This window comes from Sedimentitalea todarodis (genome assembly GCF_032595355.1).
GTDB lineage: Bacteria > Pseudomonadota > Alphaproteobacteria > Rhodobacterales > Rhodobacteraceae > Sedimentitalea > Sedimentitalea todarodis.
On record NZ_JASMWN010000002.1, the window covers coordinates 379,862 to 398,410 of the forward strand.

Annotated in this window: 12 protein-coding genes, 2 tRNA genes and 4 pseudogenes; 6 read left to right on the plus strand and 12 right to left on the minus strand. The window is 60.9% G+C overall.

The genetic code is table 11. The features are described 5' to 3' along the window. Window positions 1-53 precede the first annotated feature (53 nt). The 10 genes from QO231_RS04625 to QO231_RS04665 form a co-directional block, all read right to left on the minus strand. Window positions 54-1,550, minus strand: a complete 1,497-nt coding sequence (locus tag QO231_RS04625) for a class I adenylate-forming enzyme family protein (RefSeq protein ID WP_316773773.1) — start codon at window positions 1,548-1,550, stop codon at window positions 54-56. After that, the gene (locus QO231_RS04630; protein ID WP_316773774.1) at window positions 1,547-2,323 is read right to left on the minus strand and encodes an oxepin-CoA hydrolase, alternative type; all 777 of its coding nucleotides are present in this window, start codon (window positions 2,321-2,323) and stop codon (window positions 1,547-1,549) included. Before QO231_RS04630 ends, QO231_RS04625 begins: the two co-directional genes overlap by 4 nt. Continuing rightward, complete coding sequence (locus tag QO231_RS04635; protein ID WP_316773867.1) at window positions 2,320-2,745, minus strand: PaaI family thioesterase; 426 nt, start codon at window positions 2,743-2,745, stop codon at window positions 2,320-2,322. Before QO231_RS04635 ends, QO231_RS04630 begins: the two co-directional genes overlap by 4 nt. Next, entirely contained in the window at window positions 2,735-3,862 is a 1,128-nt protein-coding gene (locus QO231_RS04640; RefSeq protein WP_316773776.1) for an acyl-CoA dehydrogenase family protein, read from the minus strand. Before QO231_RS04640 ends, QO231_RS04635 begins: the two co-directional genes overlap by 11 nt. Window positions 3,863-3,865: 3 nt before the next feature. Then, a complete protein-coding gene (locus QO231_RS04645; protein WP_316773778.1) occupies window positions 3,866-5,056 on the minus strand; it encodes an acyl-CoA dehydrogenase family protein in 1,191 nt (396 codons plus the stop codon). A 12-nt stretch (window positions 5,057-5,068) separates the two neighbouring features. Further along, on the minus strand, window positions 5,069-6,244 hold the full coding sequence (locus QO231_RS04650; RefSeq protein WP_316773780.1) for an acetyl-CoA C-acyltransferase: 1,176 nt from the start codon (window positions 6,242-6,244) through the stop codon (window positions 5,069-5,071). Further along, window positions 6,241-8,337, minus strand: coding sequence for an FAD-dependent oxidoreductase (locus QO231_RS04655; protein ID WP_316773782.1), 2,097 nt, complete (start codon window positions 8,335-8,337; stop codon window positions 6,241-6,243). The genes QO231_RS04650 and QO231_RS04655 overlap by 4 nt, the downstream gene beginning before the upstream one ends. A 468-nt stretch (window positions 8,338-8,805) precedes the next feature. Then, entirely contained in the window at window positions 8,806-9,120 is a 315-nt protein-coding gene (locus tag QO231_RS04660) for a hypothetical protein (RefSeq protein ID WP_316773784.1), read from the minus strand. Then, entirely contained in the window at window positions 9,104-9,307 is a 204-nt protein-coding gene (locus tag QO231_RS26080) for a transposase (protein WP_394356566.1), read from the minus strand. Before QO231_RS26080 ends, QO231_RS04660 begins: the two co-directional genes overlap by 17 nt. A gap of 515 nt (window positions 9,308-9,822) precedes the next feature. Beyond that, a tRNA-Thr gene (locus QO231_RS04665) sits at window positions 9,823-9,898 on the minus strand. 402 nt (window positions 9,899-10,300) lie between these two features. Between QO231_RS04665 and QO231_RS04670 the strand changes: the two genes are divergently transcribed. Beyond that, window positions 10,301-10,374, plus strand: a tRNA-Gly gene (locus QO231_RS04670). Window positions 10,375-10,451: 77 nt separating this feature from the next. Here the strand turns inward: QO231_RS04670 and QO231_RS04675 are convergent. Continuing rightward, window positions 10,452-10,640 carry an IclR family transcriptional regulator domain-containing protein gene (locus tag QO231_RS04675; RefSeq protein WP_316773786.1) on the minus strand — a complete coding sequence of 63 codons (189 nt, stop codon included), beginning with the start codon at window positions 10,638-10,640 and terminating at the stop codon, window positions 10,452-10,454. Window positions 10,641-10,662: 22 nt separating this feature from the next. Here QO231_RS04675 and QO231_RS04680 point away from each other — a divergent pair. The 5 genes and pseudogenes from QO231_RS04680 to QO231_RS04695 form a co-directional block, all read left to right on the plus strand. After that, window positions 10,663-11,144: pseudogene (locus tag QO231_RS04680) on the plus strand (serine--glyoxylate aminotransferase); the annotation flags it as partial. 48 nt (window positions 11,145-11,192) lie between these two features. After that, a pseudogene (locus QO231_RS04685) lies at window positions 11,193-11,683 on the plus strand (pyridoxal-phosphate dependent enzyme); the annotation flags it as partial. Further along, on the plus strand, window positions 11,622-11,879 hold the full coding sequence (locus tag QO231_RS26085) for a hypothetical protein (RefSeq protein WP_394356572.1): 258 nt from the start codon (window positions 11,622-11,624) through the stop codon (window positions 11,877-11,879). The pseudogene QO231_RS04685 and the gene QO231_RS26085, both read left to right, overlap by 62 nt. After that, window positions 11,878-12,424 (plus strand): annotated as a pseudogene (locus QO231_RS04690) (DSD1 family PLP-dependent enzyme); the annotation flags it as partial. The gene QO231_RS26085 and the pseudogene QO231_RS04690, both read left to right, overlap by 2 nt. Next, a pseudogene (locus QO231_RS04695) lies at window positions 12,400-12,789 on the plus strand (ornithine cyclodeaminase family protein); the annotation flags it as partial. The pseudogenes QO231_RS04690 and QO231_RS04695, both read left to right, overlap by 25 nt. Window positions 12,790-12,866: 77 nt before the next feature. Here the strand turns inward: QO231_RS04695 and QO231_RS04700 are convergent. Then, a complete protein-coding gene (locus QO231_RS04700; protein ID WP_316773787.1) occupies window positions 12,867-18,284 on the minus strand; it encodes a CHAT domain-containing protein in 5,418 nt (1,805 codons plus the stop codon). Window positions 18,285-18,549 lie beyond the last annotated feature (265 nt).

Consider the following 18,549-nt stretch of genomic DNA (forward strand, 5'->3'; position numbering starts at 1 on the left):
CGGTGGGCATGGCACGACCGTCGATCCACGCGTGTCGAAACTGTCCGCCGCCATTAATCGGCCAGATCGGCGGAGAAATGCGCGACCAGACGGTGTTTCAGGACTTTGCCGGTGGGCGCGGCTGGCAGGGACGTGGCGACGATGATCAGCGCGGGGCGTTTGTACCCGGCAAGCCGTTCCGCCGCGAATGCACGCAGTTCGTCGACGTCTGGCCAATCATTTTCAGCCGCCTGCACAAAGGCCAGCACCTGTTCGTCGCCTCCGACACTGCGCCCGACCACCGCGCATTGGATGACTTGCGGATGATCGTTCAGCGCCGCCTCGACCTCGGGCGGATAGACGTTGAACCCACCGTGGATGATCAGCTCCTTGGTCCGCCCAATGATGTGCAAATGGTTCCTGGTGTCGATCCGGCCCAGATCGCCGGTGCGCAGCCAGCCATCGGGGCCCAGCACGGCAGCGGTCGCTTCGGGGTTGCGATAATAACCCTTCATCACCACCGGCCCGCGCACCAGAACCTCGCCCGCGCCATCGCCGCCGCCTGGCACGTTTTCGTCAATGTCGATCTGCACACCTGGCAGGACCGGCCCCGTGGAAATGTCCGGATCGCCGAATTCATTCATCGTGACACAGACTCCGGCGGTGGTCTCAGTCATGCCATAACCGTTTTGCAGCGCGACGCCGTAAAACGCTTCGGCCTTGCGTTTCCACGCCGGGTCAAGCGGAGCCGCGCCCGATGTGACCACGCGCAGGCTGCTGCCCGCGAGAGTTTCGTGCCCCTGTACGCGGGTGTATTGCATCAGCAGCGCGTGCATCTGTGGCACCGCCGACAACAGTGTCACTCCCTTGTTCAACGCCTCGTAGAGCTTGGCGGCGGAAAAGCGCGGTTCGAAGCGGATGAAGGCACCAGCGCATGAGACCGCAGTGACGATCGAGGCGAGGCCAAAGACATGGGTGATGGGCAACACCCCATAGATCACATCATCATCGCGCATGTCGCGCACGACGACCGAGGCCTTGCCCGCGAAAACCAGATTGCCATGGGTCAGCATCACGCCCTTGGGCGCACCGGTGGTGCCGGTGGTGTAAAGGATGACCGCAAGGTCCGGGTCGTCGTCGGGCGCCGATGGATAGGGCGTTGCAAGATGCAGAACGCCAAAGGCCCCATTTATCTGTTGGGCACCCATCCGCGTGGCATGGGCCGCCGCGTCAGGTGAGACCTCGGAGGTAAGAAGCACTGCCGCCGGGCCGGCGTGATCGGCGATATGGTCGATCTCGGCGGCGGTCAGGCGCGCATTGACCGGGATTGCTGTTGCCCCGAGACGGGAACAGGCAAAGAGCGCGGCGACCGCAGAGGCGCAGTTTTCCGACAGGATCAAAACCCGGTCGCCCGACTGAACGCCAGCCTCTGCCAAACGCTGCTTCAGCGCATCACAGGCCGCGCCAAGCGCGCCATAGGTCCAATGGATTCCAGTAGTATCGGCAAGCGCCGGCGCGTCAGGCCGCTCGGCCACCTGCGCGTCAAGAAAGCTGTGCCAGCGCGGCGTCATCCGGAGAAATCCGGGTGTCGCTTTTCGAGAAAGGCTGCAATCCCTTCGGCAGCCTCTGGACCACCGGCAGCATGGGCCATGGCGTTGCGTTCGGCGTCAAGCTGTGCGGCTTCGGTGGTTTCATAAGCAGTTGCGACAAGACCCCGGATCACCCGCTGTGCGTCACGCGGACCGGCCGCAAGTGCATCCGCCAGGGCATGCGCCCGGGCATCGCATTGCCCCGAAGGTGCGAGGGCGTTCACCACACCGAGCGCGTGCATCTGTTCGGATGAAACCGGCTTGGCCAAGAGGCACATTTCCATCGCCAGCGATCGCGGCAACATGCGCGCCAACGCCGAGGTCAGCCCGCCATCGGGCACCAGCCCCGCCTTGACATAGGCCGCAGTGAATTTGGCCCCTTCGGCTGCAACGATCAGATCGCAGGCCAGCGCGAGCGAAGCCCCTGCCCCGGCGGCACCGCCTTCGACCGATGCGATCACCGGCACCGGGCAACTTCGGATCACGCGGATCAGGTCGTGCAGATCATCGATCTTGTCGCGACGCTCGGCCTCGGACAGGGTGCGCCGTTCTATCAGCACGTTCAGGTCGCCACCTGCACAGAAAAAGCCTCCCTCGGCCGTCAGGATCACCGCGCGGATGCGCGGATCCGTGGCCTTGTGCATGGCCTCCATGATGGTCGCATAGAGTTCGGGAGAAAGAGCGCCGCGCCGGGTGGTATTCATGTTGACGACGACCAAACGGTCGCCCAGATCGTCCAGTCTTGCCAGCGTCATGGGGTCGGCTCCTTTCGCACGTATTTGAACACGCCATTGCCGGTTGCGAGCAGGGCGCCAGCGGCATCGCGCAATTCGGCATCCGCATAGCAGATGGACCGCCCGGCACGCTTGACCGTGCCGGTGGCAACCACTGTTCCCTGTCGCGCCGCCGCGAGAAACTGCGTGTTCAACGCCACCGTCAGCACCGGGAGCAGGTCACCTCCCCGCGCCAGCGATGCGGCGAACCCCGCACTGGCGTCGAGCATCATGGCGATGATGCCGCCATGCAGCGTCTCGTTGCGGTTGAGATGCTTGGGCAGAACATCAAGCGTCACCCGCGCCGTGCCGTCCTCAACGCACAGGTCGACATCATAGCCGATCAGCTGGTGCGCGCCGCTGGTGGGCGCGACCGGAGTGTGTTTGGCGGGATCAGGCGGCACTGAGGGCAATGAACCGTTCCAGATGATAGTCCGTGTCGCCCAATCGGTGATCGTTCATCACGATCCGCTTGGCGATATGAGCGAGCTCATATTCCTGTGTCATCGCAATGCCACCGTGCATCTGGATCGATTCCTCGGCGATCAGCCGGCCCGCCCGACCGATCAGGTTGCGGGCGGCCGCAATCTGACGGTCGCGATCCGGATCCTCCAGATGACCCGCAGCATTGATCACGGCAGAGCGTGCCTGCTCCAACTCGATCAGCATGTCGGAAATACGATGCGCCAGAGCCTGGAATGTGCCGATTGGACGACCGAACTGTTTGCGGGTCATGAGATACTCGCGGGTCAGTTCGGTGGCGGTTTCCATCGCGCCCAGTGTCTCTGCGGCAAGCGCCACGTTGGCTGCCGCCACTTGTTTGGCAATCGCAGGCCAGGCCGCTCCGGCAGCGCCAAGACGGGCAGAGGCATCAACCCGGACATTATCGAGCGTCACCTCGGCAGCGCGCCCGCCTGCGAGCATTGGATAGCCTCGCAGAGTCAGGCCACTGCTGTCTGCGGGAACAAGAAACAGCGAAATGCCGTCCTCAGCATCCACCGCCCCGTTTTCGCGCGCGGAAACGATGATCTTGCCCGCCGCCTCGGCATTGGCCACAACCGCCTTGCGGCCGTTCAGGACACTATCGTTACCTTCGGTTTTCACGGTGGTCTCGACACGCGTCAGGTCATAGCGGCTGGTTGGTTCGCCATGGGCAAAGGCCAGATGCAGGCCGCCAGCGATCACGTCTTCGATCAGGGCCTGTTGCTCTGCATTGCCGAGCGCCGCGATCAGGCCACCGCCCAGAACCGCCGTATCCAGAAACGGTTCGATCACGCCGGCGCGGCCAAGTTCTTCGAATACCGTGGTGATATCGAAACCAGCACCGCCGAAGCCGCCCTGCTCTTCGGTAAACAGTGCCCCGATCACGCCGAGTTCGGCCAGACCGGACCAGATGTCGTCGCTGATGCCTGACTCCGAGTCGATGATCCTGTTGCGGGTGTCGGTTGTATAGCGGTCTGACAGGAACCGGCGCAGGGTGTCCTGCAGCATCCGGCGTTCTTCGGTCAGTTCGAAATTCATCTGTCAGCCCCCCATCTTGACCTTGGCAATGATGCCACGCTGGATTTCGTTGGAGCCGCCGAAAATCGACAGCTTGCGGTAGTTGAAATACTCGGCGGCCAGGTGCCCGGCATAATCCGGCCCCACCGGGTCGTTGTCGCCTTCGATCGCTTCGGACACGAACGGCATGGCATAGGGGCCGGCAGCGCGGCGGGCGAGATCATTGATCTCTTGCCGGATGATCGTGCCCTTGACCTTGAGCATCGACGCCTCGACCCCCGGAGCCTGCCCGACCGCTGCCTTGGAGATGATCCGCAGGTTGGTTGTCGCCATGGCCATCAGGTCCATTTCGACCTTGGCAATGCGAGCCTGAAAATGCGGGTTCTCGATCAGCGGGCGTCCACCCGATTTCTCAGCCCGCGCCATGCGTTTGACACCCGCAAGCCCGGCTTGGGAAAAGCCGACCCCGGCGATGTTGGTGCGCTCATGGGTCAGCAGGTACTTGGCATAGGTCCAGCCCTTGTTCTCTTCACCCACCAGGTTCCCGACGGGCACCTTGACGTCGTCAAAAAACACCTCGTTCACCTCGTGCGTGCCATCCAACAGGATGATCGGGCGCACTTCGATGCCCGGAGTGTTCATGTCGATCAGAAGGAATGAAATACCTTCCTGCTGCTTCACATCCGGGTCGGTGCGCACAAGGCAGAAGATCCAGTCGGCATGCTGTCCCAATGTCGTCCAGGTTTTCTGGCCGTTGACGATGTACTGGTCACCCTGACGCACCGCACGGGTCTTGAGGCTGGCCAGATCCGAGCCTGCACCCGGTTCGGAATAGCCCTGACACCACCAGTTTGTTCCGTCCAGGATGCGCGGCAGAAAATGGTCGCACTGTTCCCTGCTGCCGAATTTCATCAACACCGGGGCCAGCATCGACAATCCGAACGGCACGACACGCGGAGCGTTGGCAAAAGCGCATTCTTCTTCGAAGATATGCCGTTGCACCGCGTTCCATTCACAGCCGCCGTATTCCTTGGGCCAGTTCGGGGCGAGCCAGCCGCGCTCGTTCAGGATCGCGTGCCAGCCTTCCTGTTCCGCCTTGGTCGGATGCCCGCCAAGCCGGAGTTTCTCGGCAAGATCCTTTGGCAGTTTCTCGTCCAGAAACGCACGCACCTCTTCGCGAAAAGCGATGTCTTCGGGAGAATAGCTCAGGTCCATATCCGTCTCCGATCAGTAGATTTCGAAGAGGCCCGCGGCCCCCATTCCGCCGCCGATGCACATCGTCACTACGCCGAGCTTTGCCCCACGCCGCTTGCCTTCGCGCATCAGGTGACCGGTCATGCGCGCGCCGGTCATGCCAAAGGGATGGCCAATGGCAATCGAACCGCCGTTGACGTTGCATTTCTCGTCGTCGATGCCCAACCGGTTCCGACAATAGAGCGCTTGGCTGGCAAACGCCTCGTTCAGTTCCCACAGGTCAATGTCATCAACGTTCAACCCGTGTCGCTCGAGCAGGCGAGGCACCGCAAAGACCGGGCCGATCCCCATCTCGTCAGGCTCGCACCCGGCCACGCAAAAGCCCCTGAACGCGCCCATTGGCTCAATGTTCTGGCGCTTGGCCTCGTCGCTATCCATCAGAACCACGGCAGCGGCACCATCCGACAGCTGGCTGGCATTGCCAGCGGTCACGAAATTGCCCGCACCGCGCACCGGCTCCAGCCCCGCCAGACCTTCCAGCGTCGTATTCGGGCGATTGCATTCATCCCGATCCACGGTGACTTCATGCATGGAGATTTCGCCGGACTCCTTGTCCTTGACCGCCATGGTCGCCTGCATCGGTGCGATTTCGTCGTCAAACCTGCCCGCCGCCTGCGCTGCGGCAATACGCTGCTGGCTGCGCAGCCCGTAGGCGTCCTGATCTTCGCGGCTGATCCCGTAGCGCTCCGCAACGATATCGGCGGTTTCGATCATCGTCATGTAGATCGCCGGCTTGTGCTCGAGAATCCACGGATCGGGAGCCGGGCGCATCTTGGGTTGCACCATGGTGATGCTTTCGACGCCCCCCGCGACCATCGGACCGGCCCCCCCTGCGGTGATCGCGTTGGCGGCAAGCGCGATGGTCTGAAGCCCGGACGAGCAAAACCGGTTGACGGTCATGCCCGAAACCGTCTCGGGCAAACCCGCGCGGATCGCGATCTGGCGACCTATGTTGCCCCCGGTTTCGCCTTCGGGCAGCCCGCAGCCAATCACGCAATCCTCGATCGCCGACGGGTCCAGCCCCGATCGTTCGACCGCGACCCTGACCGCGTGGCCGCCCATGGTTGCACCGTGTGTCTGGTTGAAGGATCCGCGGAAGGATTTTGCGAGTCCGGTTCGTGCGGCAGAGACAATGACGGCCTGTTTCATGATGCGGCTTCCTTGTTCAAATCATCAAAATTGCGGCCCTCTGCCACCAGCTCTTCCAGGAGTGGTGCGGGTTGCCAGAAATAGGGGTCTTCCTCGGCCCATGACCGAATGTCAGCCAGCAGGTCCGACAGGCCCTCCAGATCGGCCCATTTCAACGGCCCGCCGCGATAGCGTGGAAATCCGTAACCAAAGAGCAATGTCATATCGACATCCAATGGGCGGCGCGCGATGCCCTCACCCACGACCTTGGCGGCCTCGTTGACCATCGACGCCATGTAGCGGCGCACGATTTCTTCGTCGCTGAATTCACGCGGCGTGATCCCCTGCGCAGCACGCTCGGCCGCGATCAGCGGCAGAACGTCGGGGTTTGGCACCCTGGCCTTTGGCCCGGCGCCATAGTCATAGTAGCCTTTTCCGGTTTTCTGTCCGAAATGCCCGTCTTCACACAGCTTGTCCGCATAAGAGCTGTCGCGCGCGCGCGGATCCAACCCCTCTGCCCGTTTGCGTTTACGCACCGCATAACCGATATCCAGCCCGGCAAGATCGGCAACCGCGAACGGCCCCATGGCAAATCCGAACGCCTCAAGTGCGGCGTCGATCTGATAGGGGCTGGCCCCGTCCAGGATCATGTGATCGGCACAGGTCCGGTAGGTCGACAGGATACGGTTGCCGATAAACCCGTCGCAAACGCCCGCGCGCACGCTGATCTTGCGCAGCCGTTTGCCAAGGGCAAAGCCAGTTGCCACCACGTCGGGCGAAGTCTTGTCGGCCACGACGATCTCGAGCAGCTTCATCACATGGGCGGGCGAGAAGAAATGCAGCCCGATCACGTCAGCGGGGCGGCTGGTGACGGCGGCAATTTCGTTCACGTCCAGATAGGAAGTGTTGGTGGCCAGCACCGCGCCCGGCTTGCAGACCGCATCAAGCTGGGTGAATACCTTTTTCTTCACCTCCATCTCTTCGAACACCGCCTCGATCACCAGATCGGCGTCTTTCAGAGCGGCATAGTCGGTGGCCAGAGACAATGCCTTCTCGGTCAGGGTCTCGAATTTCTCCCTGTTGATCTTGCCGCGTTTCAGCGCACCCTGCAGATTGCCCGAGATCCGGCCCTTGGCCGCTTCGGCGGCTTCCGGCGACATTTCCAGCATGGTAACGGACAGGCCTGACAGCAATGCGGCAGTTGCGATCCCGGCCCCCATGGTGCCACCACCGATGACGCCGATCGCGTTCAGCGGGCGCGTTTCGACGCCTTTGAGCTCTGGCAGCTTTCCAACCGCGCGCTCGGAAAAGAAGGCGTGGATCAGCCCCAGGCGCTGATCGGTGTTCATGAGTTCCATGAACAGCTCACGTTCGCGGGCAATGCCTTGTTCAAACGGCAGCTCGGTCGCAGCCTGCACCGCGCGCACCGCGGTCGCCGGAGAAATCTGTCCTCGGCCCTTTTTCAGGACCGCATCATAGACCGCGTCAAAATCGACCGGTTCAGGCGACGGCATTTCGCTCACCGGACGGCGTGGCGCATTTGCATCCAACAGGTCCCGCACATAGGCCATACCGATCTCGCGTGGTTCACCCGCCTCGATCCTGTCAATGATGCCCAGCTTCATCGCTTCGTCTGCACGCACGTGGCGACCGGTGGTGATCAGGTCCAGCGCCGCCTCGACGCCGGCGACGCGTGGCAACCGCTGGGTACCACCTGCCCCCGGAAGAATGCCGAGCAACACCTCGGGCAGGCCAACCTTGGCCGACGGCACTGCGATGCGATAATGCGTGGACAGCGCCAACTCAAGACCACCGCCCAATGCGGTGCCATGCATCGCCGAGACCACCAGCAAAGGGCTGGCCTCGATGCGATCGCATACTTCTGGCAGTCCCGGTTCGCGCGGCGCCTGGCCGAATTCGCGAATGTCGGCTCCGGCGAAGTAGGTCGAACCGTCGCCATAGATCAGCACCGCCTTGGCCCCATCCCGCTCGGCGCGTTCCAAGCCGTTAACCAACCCGACCCGCACCGCGTGACCCAAGGCGTTGACCGGCGGGTTCTGCGCCTTGAGGATGGCAATATCTCCATCCAGCTCGTAACCAATGGCGTCTGTCATGCGGCTCCTCCCGTTTGAGAACGTAGCCGCAAGATGTGCGAATGCGGCCGTTGGATCAATCCTGAACATCGCGTCACCATGGTCATCTGGCGGACAGATGGCGATTCTCGGAATTTCACTATGCGGAACTCTATTCCACAAGAACGCCGGTGACCAGATGCCGGTTTTGCGAACGCGCTGGAACAGGTGAACTCGGCTATCTGCCGCTCGTTCTGAAGGGGTCCGGTTTTCAGACAGCATACCAAGATGTATCAAACACTGACGACAGGATACAGGAACGACGTAGAGACGTAAGCGGCGGCTGGAGGGCATTAGGGTTTCAGCTTGACGGCTGGAACTTCCAGGGAAGCGGGTCGTCGATGCGATTTTCGGGTGGCCCGCGGCGATGGCTTTGCGTGTTGATTTCAGCTCGGCAAAGGGCTCCACGCCGTTGATCTTACATGTCTGGATGAGCGAGGCGATGCGGCCCTATGCTTTGCCGCCTTCATCGTGACCCTTCCGGAACTCAACGGACTGCGTCGCCACCAGAATGCGCACACGGCCTCGCGGCGAATGTTCCATTCGCCTGTGAGCCAGTGGTATCGAGGGAAAGATCATGCGCCACCTCCGAGCGCGCGCGCTTTTCGCAATCCGGTCCGCGGGCTTGGCACCGTCCAGCCGGACAGCAACCGACCCGGCCATGAACTCGACCGGCCGAGCGGGCTCGACATCGAACACCACCAACGGGGCGAACCCTGCTTCGGTTTCCGGCGCAGGCAGAACAAGGTCACCATCCTTGGCCATCCGCCGCTAGGTGGTTCGGCCGCAGATCATACCTGCGCGCCACGTCATTCGCCGCCGCGCCCGGCAACAGCGTCTGCGCAACACTCCGAGCCTTTGCGCAATCCGGCCATCGCCGATGCCCGCTATCTGAGATTTCGACACCCAGACGTTTGAGAAACTCTCTCGTACAATCCTTGGAGAAACTCACCTCCTGTTATCCAACAGGACCTGAGTCTCAAATCAGATCGAACGCGGCAAGGTGCGCTTCCGAAACCGCATACGGTCTTTGACCTGCTCATCATCTATCACCAGCACCTTGCGACCACCGCGCTCAAATACTCCAGACGTCCCTTCAAGCAGCGCCCACTTCCATTGGTGGATCATCGTAGGGCAAACCCAAACCGGCTTGCCAACTCGCTGCCCATCTCATCGCCTTTCAGCGCCTCCAACGCCATCTTGCCATTGAATACCGGGCTATGTTGCTTCCGTTTTCGTGGTCTCCAGCATGTTGAAAATCAGCAGACTACAAATCGCAGCTTGTGTCAGTGTCCGAATCTCGGGGAGGGGGAAAGATCCGAGATTTGCTGTCATGCAAGGAAGTATGGCCTCAAAGCTTGGCGGAGGTTGATCCCCCGAATGGTTCGATCAACCAGGTAGAAATAGTAATACGGGCAGTGAATTCGCCACGCACTTCATATTAACCAATTGCTTTCATGGGATTAATGGTGCCTCAAGAGGGACTCGAACCCCCGACCTTGTCCTTACGAAGGACCTGCTCTACCAGCTGAGCTATTGAGGCATCGCGGGCCCTGCTATGGCCCTAAGACTTTTTTTCTCACTTGCCGTGAACCCCTTGGTATCGAAAATCATTCTAGCGGTGACCCGCTACTTACGAATGACGTGCCCTACAATCTGAGCTACTGCGGCAAACAGGCCCCATTGTGGGACTGCTGGTCCAATACTCGTGCCTTGAACCATTTGGCTTTGCAAGTCGTTCTCGCAGGATTCTGCGATTACTGAATGATGCACTCCACCAAATGGCCTGAATCACTGCGGTACTTCATTCAATAAATAGCTGCATGCTATTTCTCACTGGGTGCCAGACCAGGCACCAGACTCTTCTGCCGCGCGAGAAAATCCGGCGGAATCAAAACCGTTCTTGACGTTCCAACGCCAAAGAAATATCAGGTTATTCTGTTGAGCGGGCGTTGTGTAGTGGTAAGACCTTAGCCTTCCAAGCTAATGACGCGGGTTCGATTCCCGCCGCCCGCTCCAATTCCCTACTCCCTCTGACAGGCCCTTACCACACACGCGTGCCGGCACTAGAGAACCATCTCATGTCATTGGAATGTCTATTCCTTTAGCCGGCTCCGTGCGTTTCCGGCGCCGAGACCCCGTGAGATGGCGATTGCGGCGTCGCCAACCAAGGTGCCGACTGCGGCGCTCCGCTCCGGTGCCATGCGATGTGTCGGGCCAGACACGGATATGCCGGCGACCGCTTCGCCGTAAAGGTTGATGATCGGCGAAGCCAAACAACGCATACCGGCTGCGCGCTCTTCGCCATCAAAGGCATATGCGAGCAACGGTTTTCCATACACACCGCCCGTGGGGTTGATGAACGGCCTGATGCTGTCACTGGATATGCTGCTCAGCGAAGGGCTCGGCAATGTCCAAGCCCGCCATCATCGCATTGCCAAAGGCGTGCGTCTGGCGACACAGGCCTGGCGTCTGGACTTTTGCGCAGCATCGCCGGATCTCGATTCCGATACTCTATCGGCCATCCGGACCCCCGAAGGGTTCGAGTCCTCCGATATCGTCACCCGCGCGGCCAGCGAATACGGCATGGCTTGGGTGAAGCCGCAGACAACGTTTTCCGCATCGGTCATCTGGGCAGCGTGACGGACGCAATGGTGCTTTCTGGACTCGGTGTTCCCGAGATGGGCATGTTAGACTTGGGACTGAACATCAAACTTGGCGCGGGCGTGGCTGCCGCACAGGAATACTACGGCCATGGATCCGACATTGCCCACAGGGCCGCCGCGTGATGAAGGACGTACCGACCATGTACATCCCGACGATTGACGACATGCTTGCCGCGCATGATCTCCGGGCAGGGCGCCTGTTCACGCGAGTTCATCGAACAGACCGACGGACCCGATGCGGTGGTTGCACCGATCGGGGGACACGGCATAATTCCGGCACCTCCCTGACCCTGTTAGATCTGGCACCGGAAACCTAGGTGATCGCGACCGAGCCGGAACAGGCCGACGACGCCTATCGCAGCTTCAAGGCGGGGCACATCATTGCCGATGATACACCCAAGACCATCGCCGATGGCCTGCTGGTGCCGCTCAAGGCTCTGACCTGGCACTTCGTGAGCAACCCCGTGACCGAGATCTGTACGGCATCCGAACAGGAGATCATTGACGCGATGAAACTCACCTGGAACCATCTGCGGATCGTCATGGAACCGTAAAGCGCGGTGCCCCTGGCCGTCGTTCTGAAAAACCCGGACGCATTCCGTGGCAAGCGCGTGGGCGTCATCATCACTGGCGGCAACGTCGATCTGGTCAAGTTGCCCTGACTTCGGGGCTGACGAGGAGACCCACATTGAAAGACAGGTCGATTTTGACGCCTATGAAGTGGGCTGCGACATGCCGGCCAAACCCGGCATGGAGGCGGCTGACATCCAGACTCCGGCGCTGGTGCCGGATTTTGATGCACTGGAGCGCAACATCAGGAAGATGGGCGACTATGCCAAGGCACATGGAAAGCTTTGATGACCGAAAGGCCAAGATCGACGCCGCGGTGGCACAGGTCCAGGACGCGGTCGATACGATGAAATCCGACGGAATCGAGACCGAACCGGTCTCGGGTGGCGGAACCGGATCGTACAATTTCGAGGCGAATTCGGGCATCTACAACGAGTTGCAACGCGGCTCCTACGTATTCATGGATGCGGATTATGGCCGTATTCTCGACAATGACGGCAACCGCGACGACGCAGGCGAATGGGAAAACGCATTCTTCATCCTGACCAGCGTGATGAGTCATGCCAAAGCCGACAAGGCGCTCTGCGACGCCCGGCTCAAGGCACAGTCGATCGATAGCGGGCTGCCCTTCATCTACGGATGCGACGATGTGGAATACATCATGTGGTCGGACAAGCACGGCGTGATCGCGGACCCCGAGGGCGTGCTGAAGGTCGATAAAAATTGAAACTGGTCCCCGGCCACTGCGACCCGACCGCCAACGCGCATGATTGGTGGTCGGTGTGCGGGGCGGCAAGGTCGATAGCGTCTGGCCCGCGAGGATGCCAGGGTGATCGGCATGATCGGCGCCGGACATCAGGCCACGTTCCAAATGCGTTCCGCGCTCGAACAGCGCGCGTTCGACAAGGTCATCGGCTGGAAATTTCATCCCGAGATGCTCTCGAATATCGAAAAAGTGGCCGCAGTGGCGGGTCTGCCGTTTGAAGGCGTTGAGCTTGCGGGCATGTCCGAAGATGACGTCATCATATCGATTACCTCAGCCTTTGCGCTGTCGCTCATGGCCGACCATGTCGCGCCCGGCACCCACATTGCCTGCAGGTCTGGCGGCACCGGCGGCGGACTACAGGATCTCGCCGTCGCCTCCGCCGTGGTGAAACTGGCCGTGGAAAAGGGTGTCGCCATAAACGTCGGTTTCTGAGCCCGCCAGCGATTGGATACCGGCGCAATGCGGTTCACCGCAAACGCATTGCGCGCGGCACTGCAAGGGTCAAGCGCCTAAATTTCGGCATCCCCTGTCAGATCGCTCACGACCCTCTCGATCCGGGTCAGCCACTCTCCTTTTTGCGCGTCCACCTGCGCCATCATCGCCTTGATGAAGCTGATCTGGTCGCGGATCGACGCGGTCTGGCGGAACGATCCACCCCTGCGCCATGCCCGGTCAAGGCAAAGCTGGATTTCGGCCTCGGCCTTGCTGTCGGCGCAACCTGGATCCAGCAATCCGCGAAGAACGTCGGTTTGTGGGCGGACAATTCCGTTCCAGAAACTCGGCTCGGTCCGGTCCTGCACGATGCTCTCTGCCGCAAGCCGGTCCATCCACACCGCAGTGGAACTCGCCGCATGTTCCGTGTTTTCAGCGTCCAGCGTGCTCAGGATCACCACTCCCGTCAACCAGTTGATACCAGCATAGAGGTTGATGCGATCCGGATCACTTGCGAGCGATGTATGCAGGGCGGCGTGGTAGTTTTCCGTCATGAGTTTCAGCGTCTTGACGCGCGACGCGCCGACCTCTGACAAGGCCTGGCATTTCAGCGCCGCACCCCGCAGGCATTGGCGGTAGGCAGATGGATCACCTCCGGCCAGCATGTCAAGCTGGTCATAGCTAGCCAGCGCGTTCTTGACGGCCGCGCGCACGCTCCGGGCCGCTGCGGTCCGCTCCTTCTGGGAGTCGCATGCCTGCCAGTTCCGGCAGGCCTGTCTGACACTGAGGTCCACAAGCCGATGCTTTGCCCCCATAGAGCCATGCCGGCCCGTCGCCCGCATGGATTTGTCGAGATAGGCGATCGCCGTATCAAACGCGTTGAGGCGTGAATAGGCCTTGCCCATCTCGGCACACCACGCGCCATCCTTTTCCCAGTCAGGCTTTACGCTCAGTTCGATATCGACCAGTTGCGCCATCAAGGACGCGCGCCCCTGCCGGGTCGAGCCTGCCTTTTCCGCGATGTTCTGCGCCGCCTTGGTGGCCTGTGCCACGGAATAATACCGGGTTTGCGACGACTCTCCTGTGTCTGCGGTGATATCGCGGAACCGGTAGTCAGGATCGCCATAACACTGGTATGCGCCCCATGTGTTTGTCTTGGGAAAGCCCTGGAACACCTGCTCGCGGGCCAGATGCACGGATTTGCCAAATGTGTGCCCTGCCAGCATCGCGGTATAGAAACTGCGCGCAAACTGCTTTGCCGCGCCGTCGTCCACTTCCCAGCCCGCAGCGATAACCGCACGCACGCCGCGCTCGATAAAGGCGACGGACAGGCTGGCGGCGATTTCGTTGACCTCGGTACCCACGTGCCCGATGTGACAGCAATTCATGAACACGAACTCGGGCACGTAGCGCATCTGCTTGATTTCCGTGACCGTCAGGAACAGGTCCTTGCCCAGCACCATCCCCGTACGGTCATACTTCTCGGACGCGTACACCCCGTGGCCCGCAAGGTGGACAATCTTTGCAGGGCTCAGGATCATCTCCTTGATCACTTCAAAGCCGTTCTCGGGCTGATCCAGATGGCTGGTTTTCCAGCCCGCCTTGAATAGCAGGGTATTGACGATCTCCGCCTCTTCGCGCGCGCCGCTGAGCGCAGCCAGATCGCTGACCGGATCGCCGACCACAAGCGCACTCAGATCGTTGGGGCGCGACACTTTTGGCCCCGAGGTGATCAGTCGTCGGATGACGGGAGCACGCACCACCAGCGGCCCGGTATCTCGGGATGGCCCCTGCTCCTCCGCAGGCCTGACTCCGGAAAACTCGTAGCGCTTGAAGTCATCCTCCATCAATTCCCACGGATAGGCCGCCGTCTGCTTGTCCAGGATCAGCATGATGTTTTCGTTGTTCTTGGCGAATGTCTTGAGATCGCCCGGAACGAGCAATTCGAACAGCAATCTGCCCACATCCCGATCAACGGCCGTTCCGCTCTTTCGCTGGGTCAGCAACTGTTGCAACACCCGTGGCTGATAGGCTGTGGTCTGAAAGTCGGCGCGCGCATTCTCGCTGATCGCCGTAAAGCTCAGGCCGAGGTTGGCGGACTCCTTTGCGTCATCATCCCGTTTGTCGCTTTTCACCGTTATCCGCTGCCACCAGTCCCGCTGCATGCCGTAATGGGTGCGCACGCGGGCATCTCCGACCATGCGGATTTCACCGTCAAAGGCGAACATGTTGCCCATGCGGCCCATCGATTGCACATAGTCCAGCGCGCTGGCGGCCTGAAACGCGGTGTCGTCGAACAGTTCAACGAACTCCAGATGCTCGATCGGCGTATCGTCGAGGGCTTCATTGGCTTCGGCCACCGCCTGCAGAATGGCTTCGACACTTTGCTGGATCGTGATGTTCGCGCCCCGGTGGCCGATCAGCAAGGTGGACAAGCCAAGCGGAGCCGTAGGCGCATTCCCCAGAGAAGGAAGATTCTTGCGCCGCTCGCGCGTTACGAGGCCATATCGCAGAACCGCTTGCCGGAAGGTATCTTTCAACGCCCCCGGCGTGAGCGACCCATAAGTGCCAAGCCCCACGACAACCGCCCCCTGCGGGGCGCGGTCTTCGCGCAGGATCACCTCGCAGGTTTCGATATCGCCCGGATAGAGATCAAGATTGCGGACGTTCGTCAGCGTGTGATCAAGACATTCATCAAGCGCCTTTTCGGCCCCCATCATCGGGTCGTCTATGTGGTGACCAACGGTGACCGGGTAGCTGGCGAACCGCAGGTTGCCATGCAGCACCGAAACCTTGGTGGGGCGAACCTGCTTGGCCATCGCATCCGGTGCGCCGCTGCTGCCGCCCATGAAATCGTCCAGGATTTCCTGCTGGTCGGGGAACAGTTCGACCGGCGTTTCCAGAACCCTCGTCGGCGCGGTTGCCCCTGCCCGGCTGATGCTGGGCTTGTGTTGTGTCAAGCGTGCGGTGGTCCCGGTCTGCAAGAGGTCGAGATAGGCCGGAAACGCCTCGCGTGTCTTGGGCAGATCACCATGGATCGCGTGCGCATACCAGGTGGGTATGCCGTCGGGGATACCAGTGGCCCATGTCACGGTGCCATCGCCTTCCGGGGTCGCGAAAAACTGGATACGATCCTTGCCGCTGGCGGTCGGGTCCAGCCGAACAGACGAAATGGTATTCTTCGTCCCAAGGCCCGCGACATAACAGGTCAGATCCGGATCAAGCTGATGCGCCGCCAGCGCCTTGTGCCCGGTGCGGGCGACCTTGAGCGTTTCCTTGGATGGCTTCACCCAATCGGTGCCGTGCAGGGTATGAAGCTGTTCCCAGAACTCGTCGGACAGATAGCGACCCTCATCATCGCTTGGCAGCAACTGCAACGCGCCGGGCATCCCCGCGACAATCCGCAAAAGTTCGGGCATGTCGTGTTTGAAATCGACCATCTCCAGCTTCTTGATAGCGCTGTCGCGCCCCAACAGCGTGTACATCATTGAAAACGCACCGCCGTTCGGCGTGCCGAGCATGACAAACCGGCTGTCCTTGCGTTGTTTGATCCGGGTCCACAGGTCAGGCCGCGCCTGGAACATCGCGCGCACGACGAGGCCGCCCATCGAATGTGCCAGGAACCGGATGGGCCGGGTCGTTCGGTTCAGCTCCGCCTCGACAAGTGCTGCCAGTTTGCGTGCAGCATCGGCATGGCCCTGATCAAGGATTGACAGCCGCCAGTCATAGTCGAAGGAAACAACCTTGTGGGTACGCGATAGATAGCGGCAGAGGTCCCAGTAATAGGTTTTGACCGGGTTGGTCGAGCGCACGTCGTTTCTGCCGATCCGGATCCGGTCAAGCCCGCCGAACGCGATCTGTAGGGGGTTGGTCCAGATCCAGTCCTTGTCCTGCGACAAGTGGCTGCCCATGACACCCGGAAGAACGAAACAGACCGGATCATTGGCGCTGCCACGTGATTCCAATTCGGGAAAACGCTCTTCGGGCGGCATTTCGCCGGACAGGACACCGCGGGAACTGGGCAGCACGAGAAAGCTGCGGTCGTCCTCTATCGCGGCACCAATGATTTCACGGCGCGACTCGGTGTTATGAAAATAGCTGAAATGCGAAACTTCCGGCCCCTTGACCAGGAACGGTTTCACCAATGACACACGCGGCCCGCCCCGCGTCATCGAGGCGGTATCAACGACAAAATCGTGATCCGCGCGAAAGAACAGGTCGGCCGCGAACACGCCGAGCCGCCGCAGAACGCCAGACCCTTCGGTATCGCCTCCGATCACGCGCAGCCCGTTGGTGTAGGTTACGTCCGGCCGGTTGAGCATCCGGGTCAGCGGGCTGGTTGGCATCATCGCCTCAAGCCCGGGAAGGGTCTTTGGGTCCGCCTTGGTCCGAATGAAGGCCAGCAAAAATGACTTCAACAGGTCGGCCGCACCGGTCCGGCGCAGAACCGGGATAAGTTCGAACACGTTCAGCGCGATGGAAAGATATCGGTCCAGCCGTTCAGACGCGAGCGTGGTGCCCGCAAGCGGCCCGGCAACCCGAACGATGCGATTTACCTCGGGCTTCTTGCTGGCCAGCGCCTTGCCGAGCGCTTCGAGTTCCTTGAGTTGCGCCGTCCGGTTGGGAAACAGCTTGAAAATCGCCATATCGGTGCCGTCGATCGCACCGTTCTTGGCAATGTCCTCGCGAGCGGCACGGCTGATCAACTCACAGACCATGCCGCCCCGTGAATGGGACATCAGGCTGATCTTCGCCCCTTTCGGCAGCGCGTCGAGCAGATCGATGGCGTTCTTGATCGGGCTTTCAGTGACCGAGGCATGCTCCAACGCATAAATGCCACCGGGATAAGCGGCCATCAGCGGTTGCCAGACTTCCTCGCCCGGCGCGACGGCCAGTTCCCCGAAACTGCCCTGTGTGCTGGAAAAGGTGCCATGCACCATGATCAGTATTTTCTTGTCGGTCGGTATATCCGCAGATTTCACAGTCTTGAGGTCAATGGTGCCAAGCCCGTTCACCACCTTGCGCTCGCACCGGTAGAAACCCGGATTGATCGACTCTTCGATCTTGCGGGCAAGCGCCAGGGCCGACAGCTTGCCCGCCTGACCCACCGGATCCCCGCGCAACAGCCGCACTGCGCGGACAAGGTACTTGCCGACACCGCGGCTTTGACCATCCTGACCGGTAAAGACCAGCTCTCTTGGGATCGCCAGCGCGGCGTCCTCGCCGGACCGGCTGGCGGTCGGCTGAAAATCGGTCGCGGCGGATTCGACGGATTGCCAGAGCCGCAGACCGTCCTCGAATTCGATCTCCATGATGTCGGTGGCTTCGGTGCCGGACACAGCAAAGGCATCCGCACTGCCGTCGCCCCCGCGCCCCTGGCTGACATGCCCGGCTGCGATGACCTTGCCCGTCATCACGCCTGACAGGTGTTCGGGCCAGACGACTTCTTCCTGAGAGACGGTAACGCGCTGACCTGGCAAAAAAATCTTTGACATAATGGTTCTCCTCGTCGGCCCCTGAACACGAGGCGCGGAAAATTTGAAAATCAATGGTTAACTCTACTCATGGTGGAGAGTCTGCGTCAAACTCGGTCGCTCTGGGTTGCGTCGCCGAATTGCCTGCCCCATCGACATGCGCGCGGAAACATAGCGCCAAAACAGCGGCTTGGCGCTGCGCAAGCAAAGTCGCCCGGCGCAAACAATCTGCCTTTGCCGGTTTCCGCGTGCCAGCTAAGTGACTAGTGTTCTTACGAAACCGATT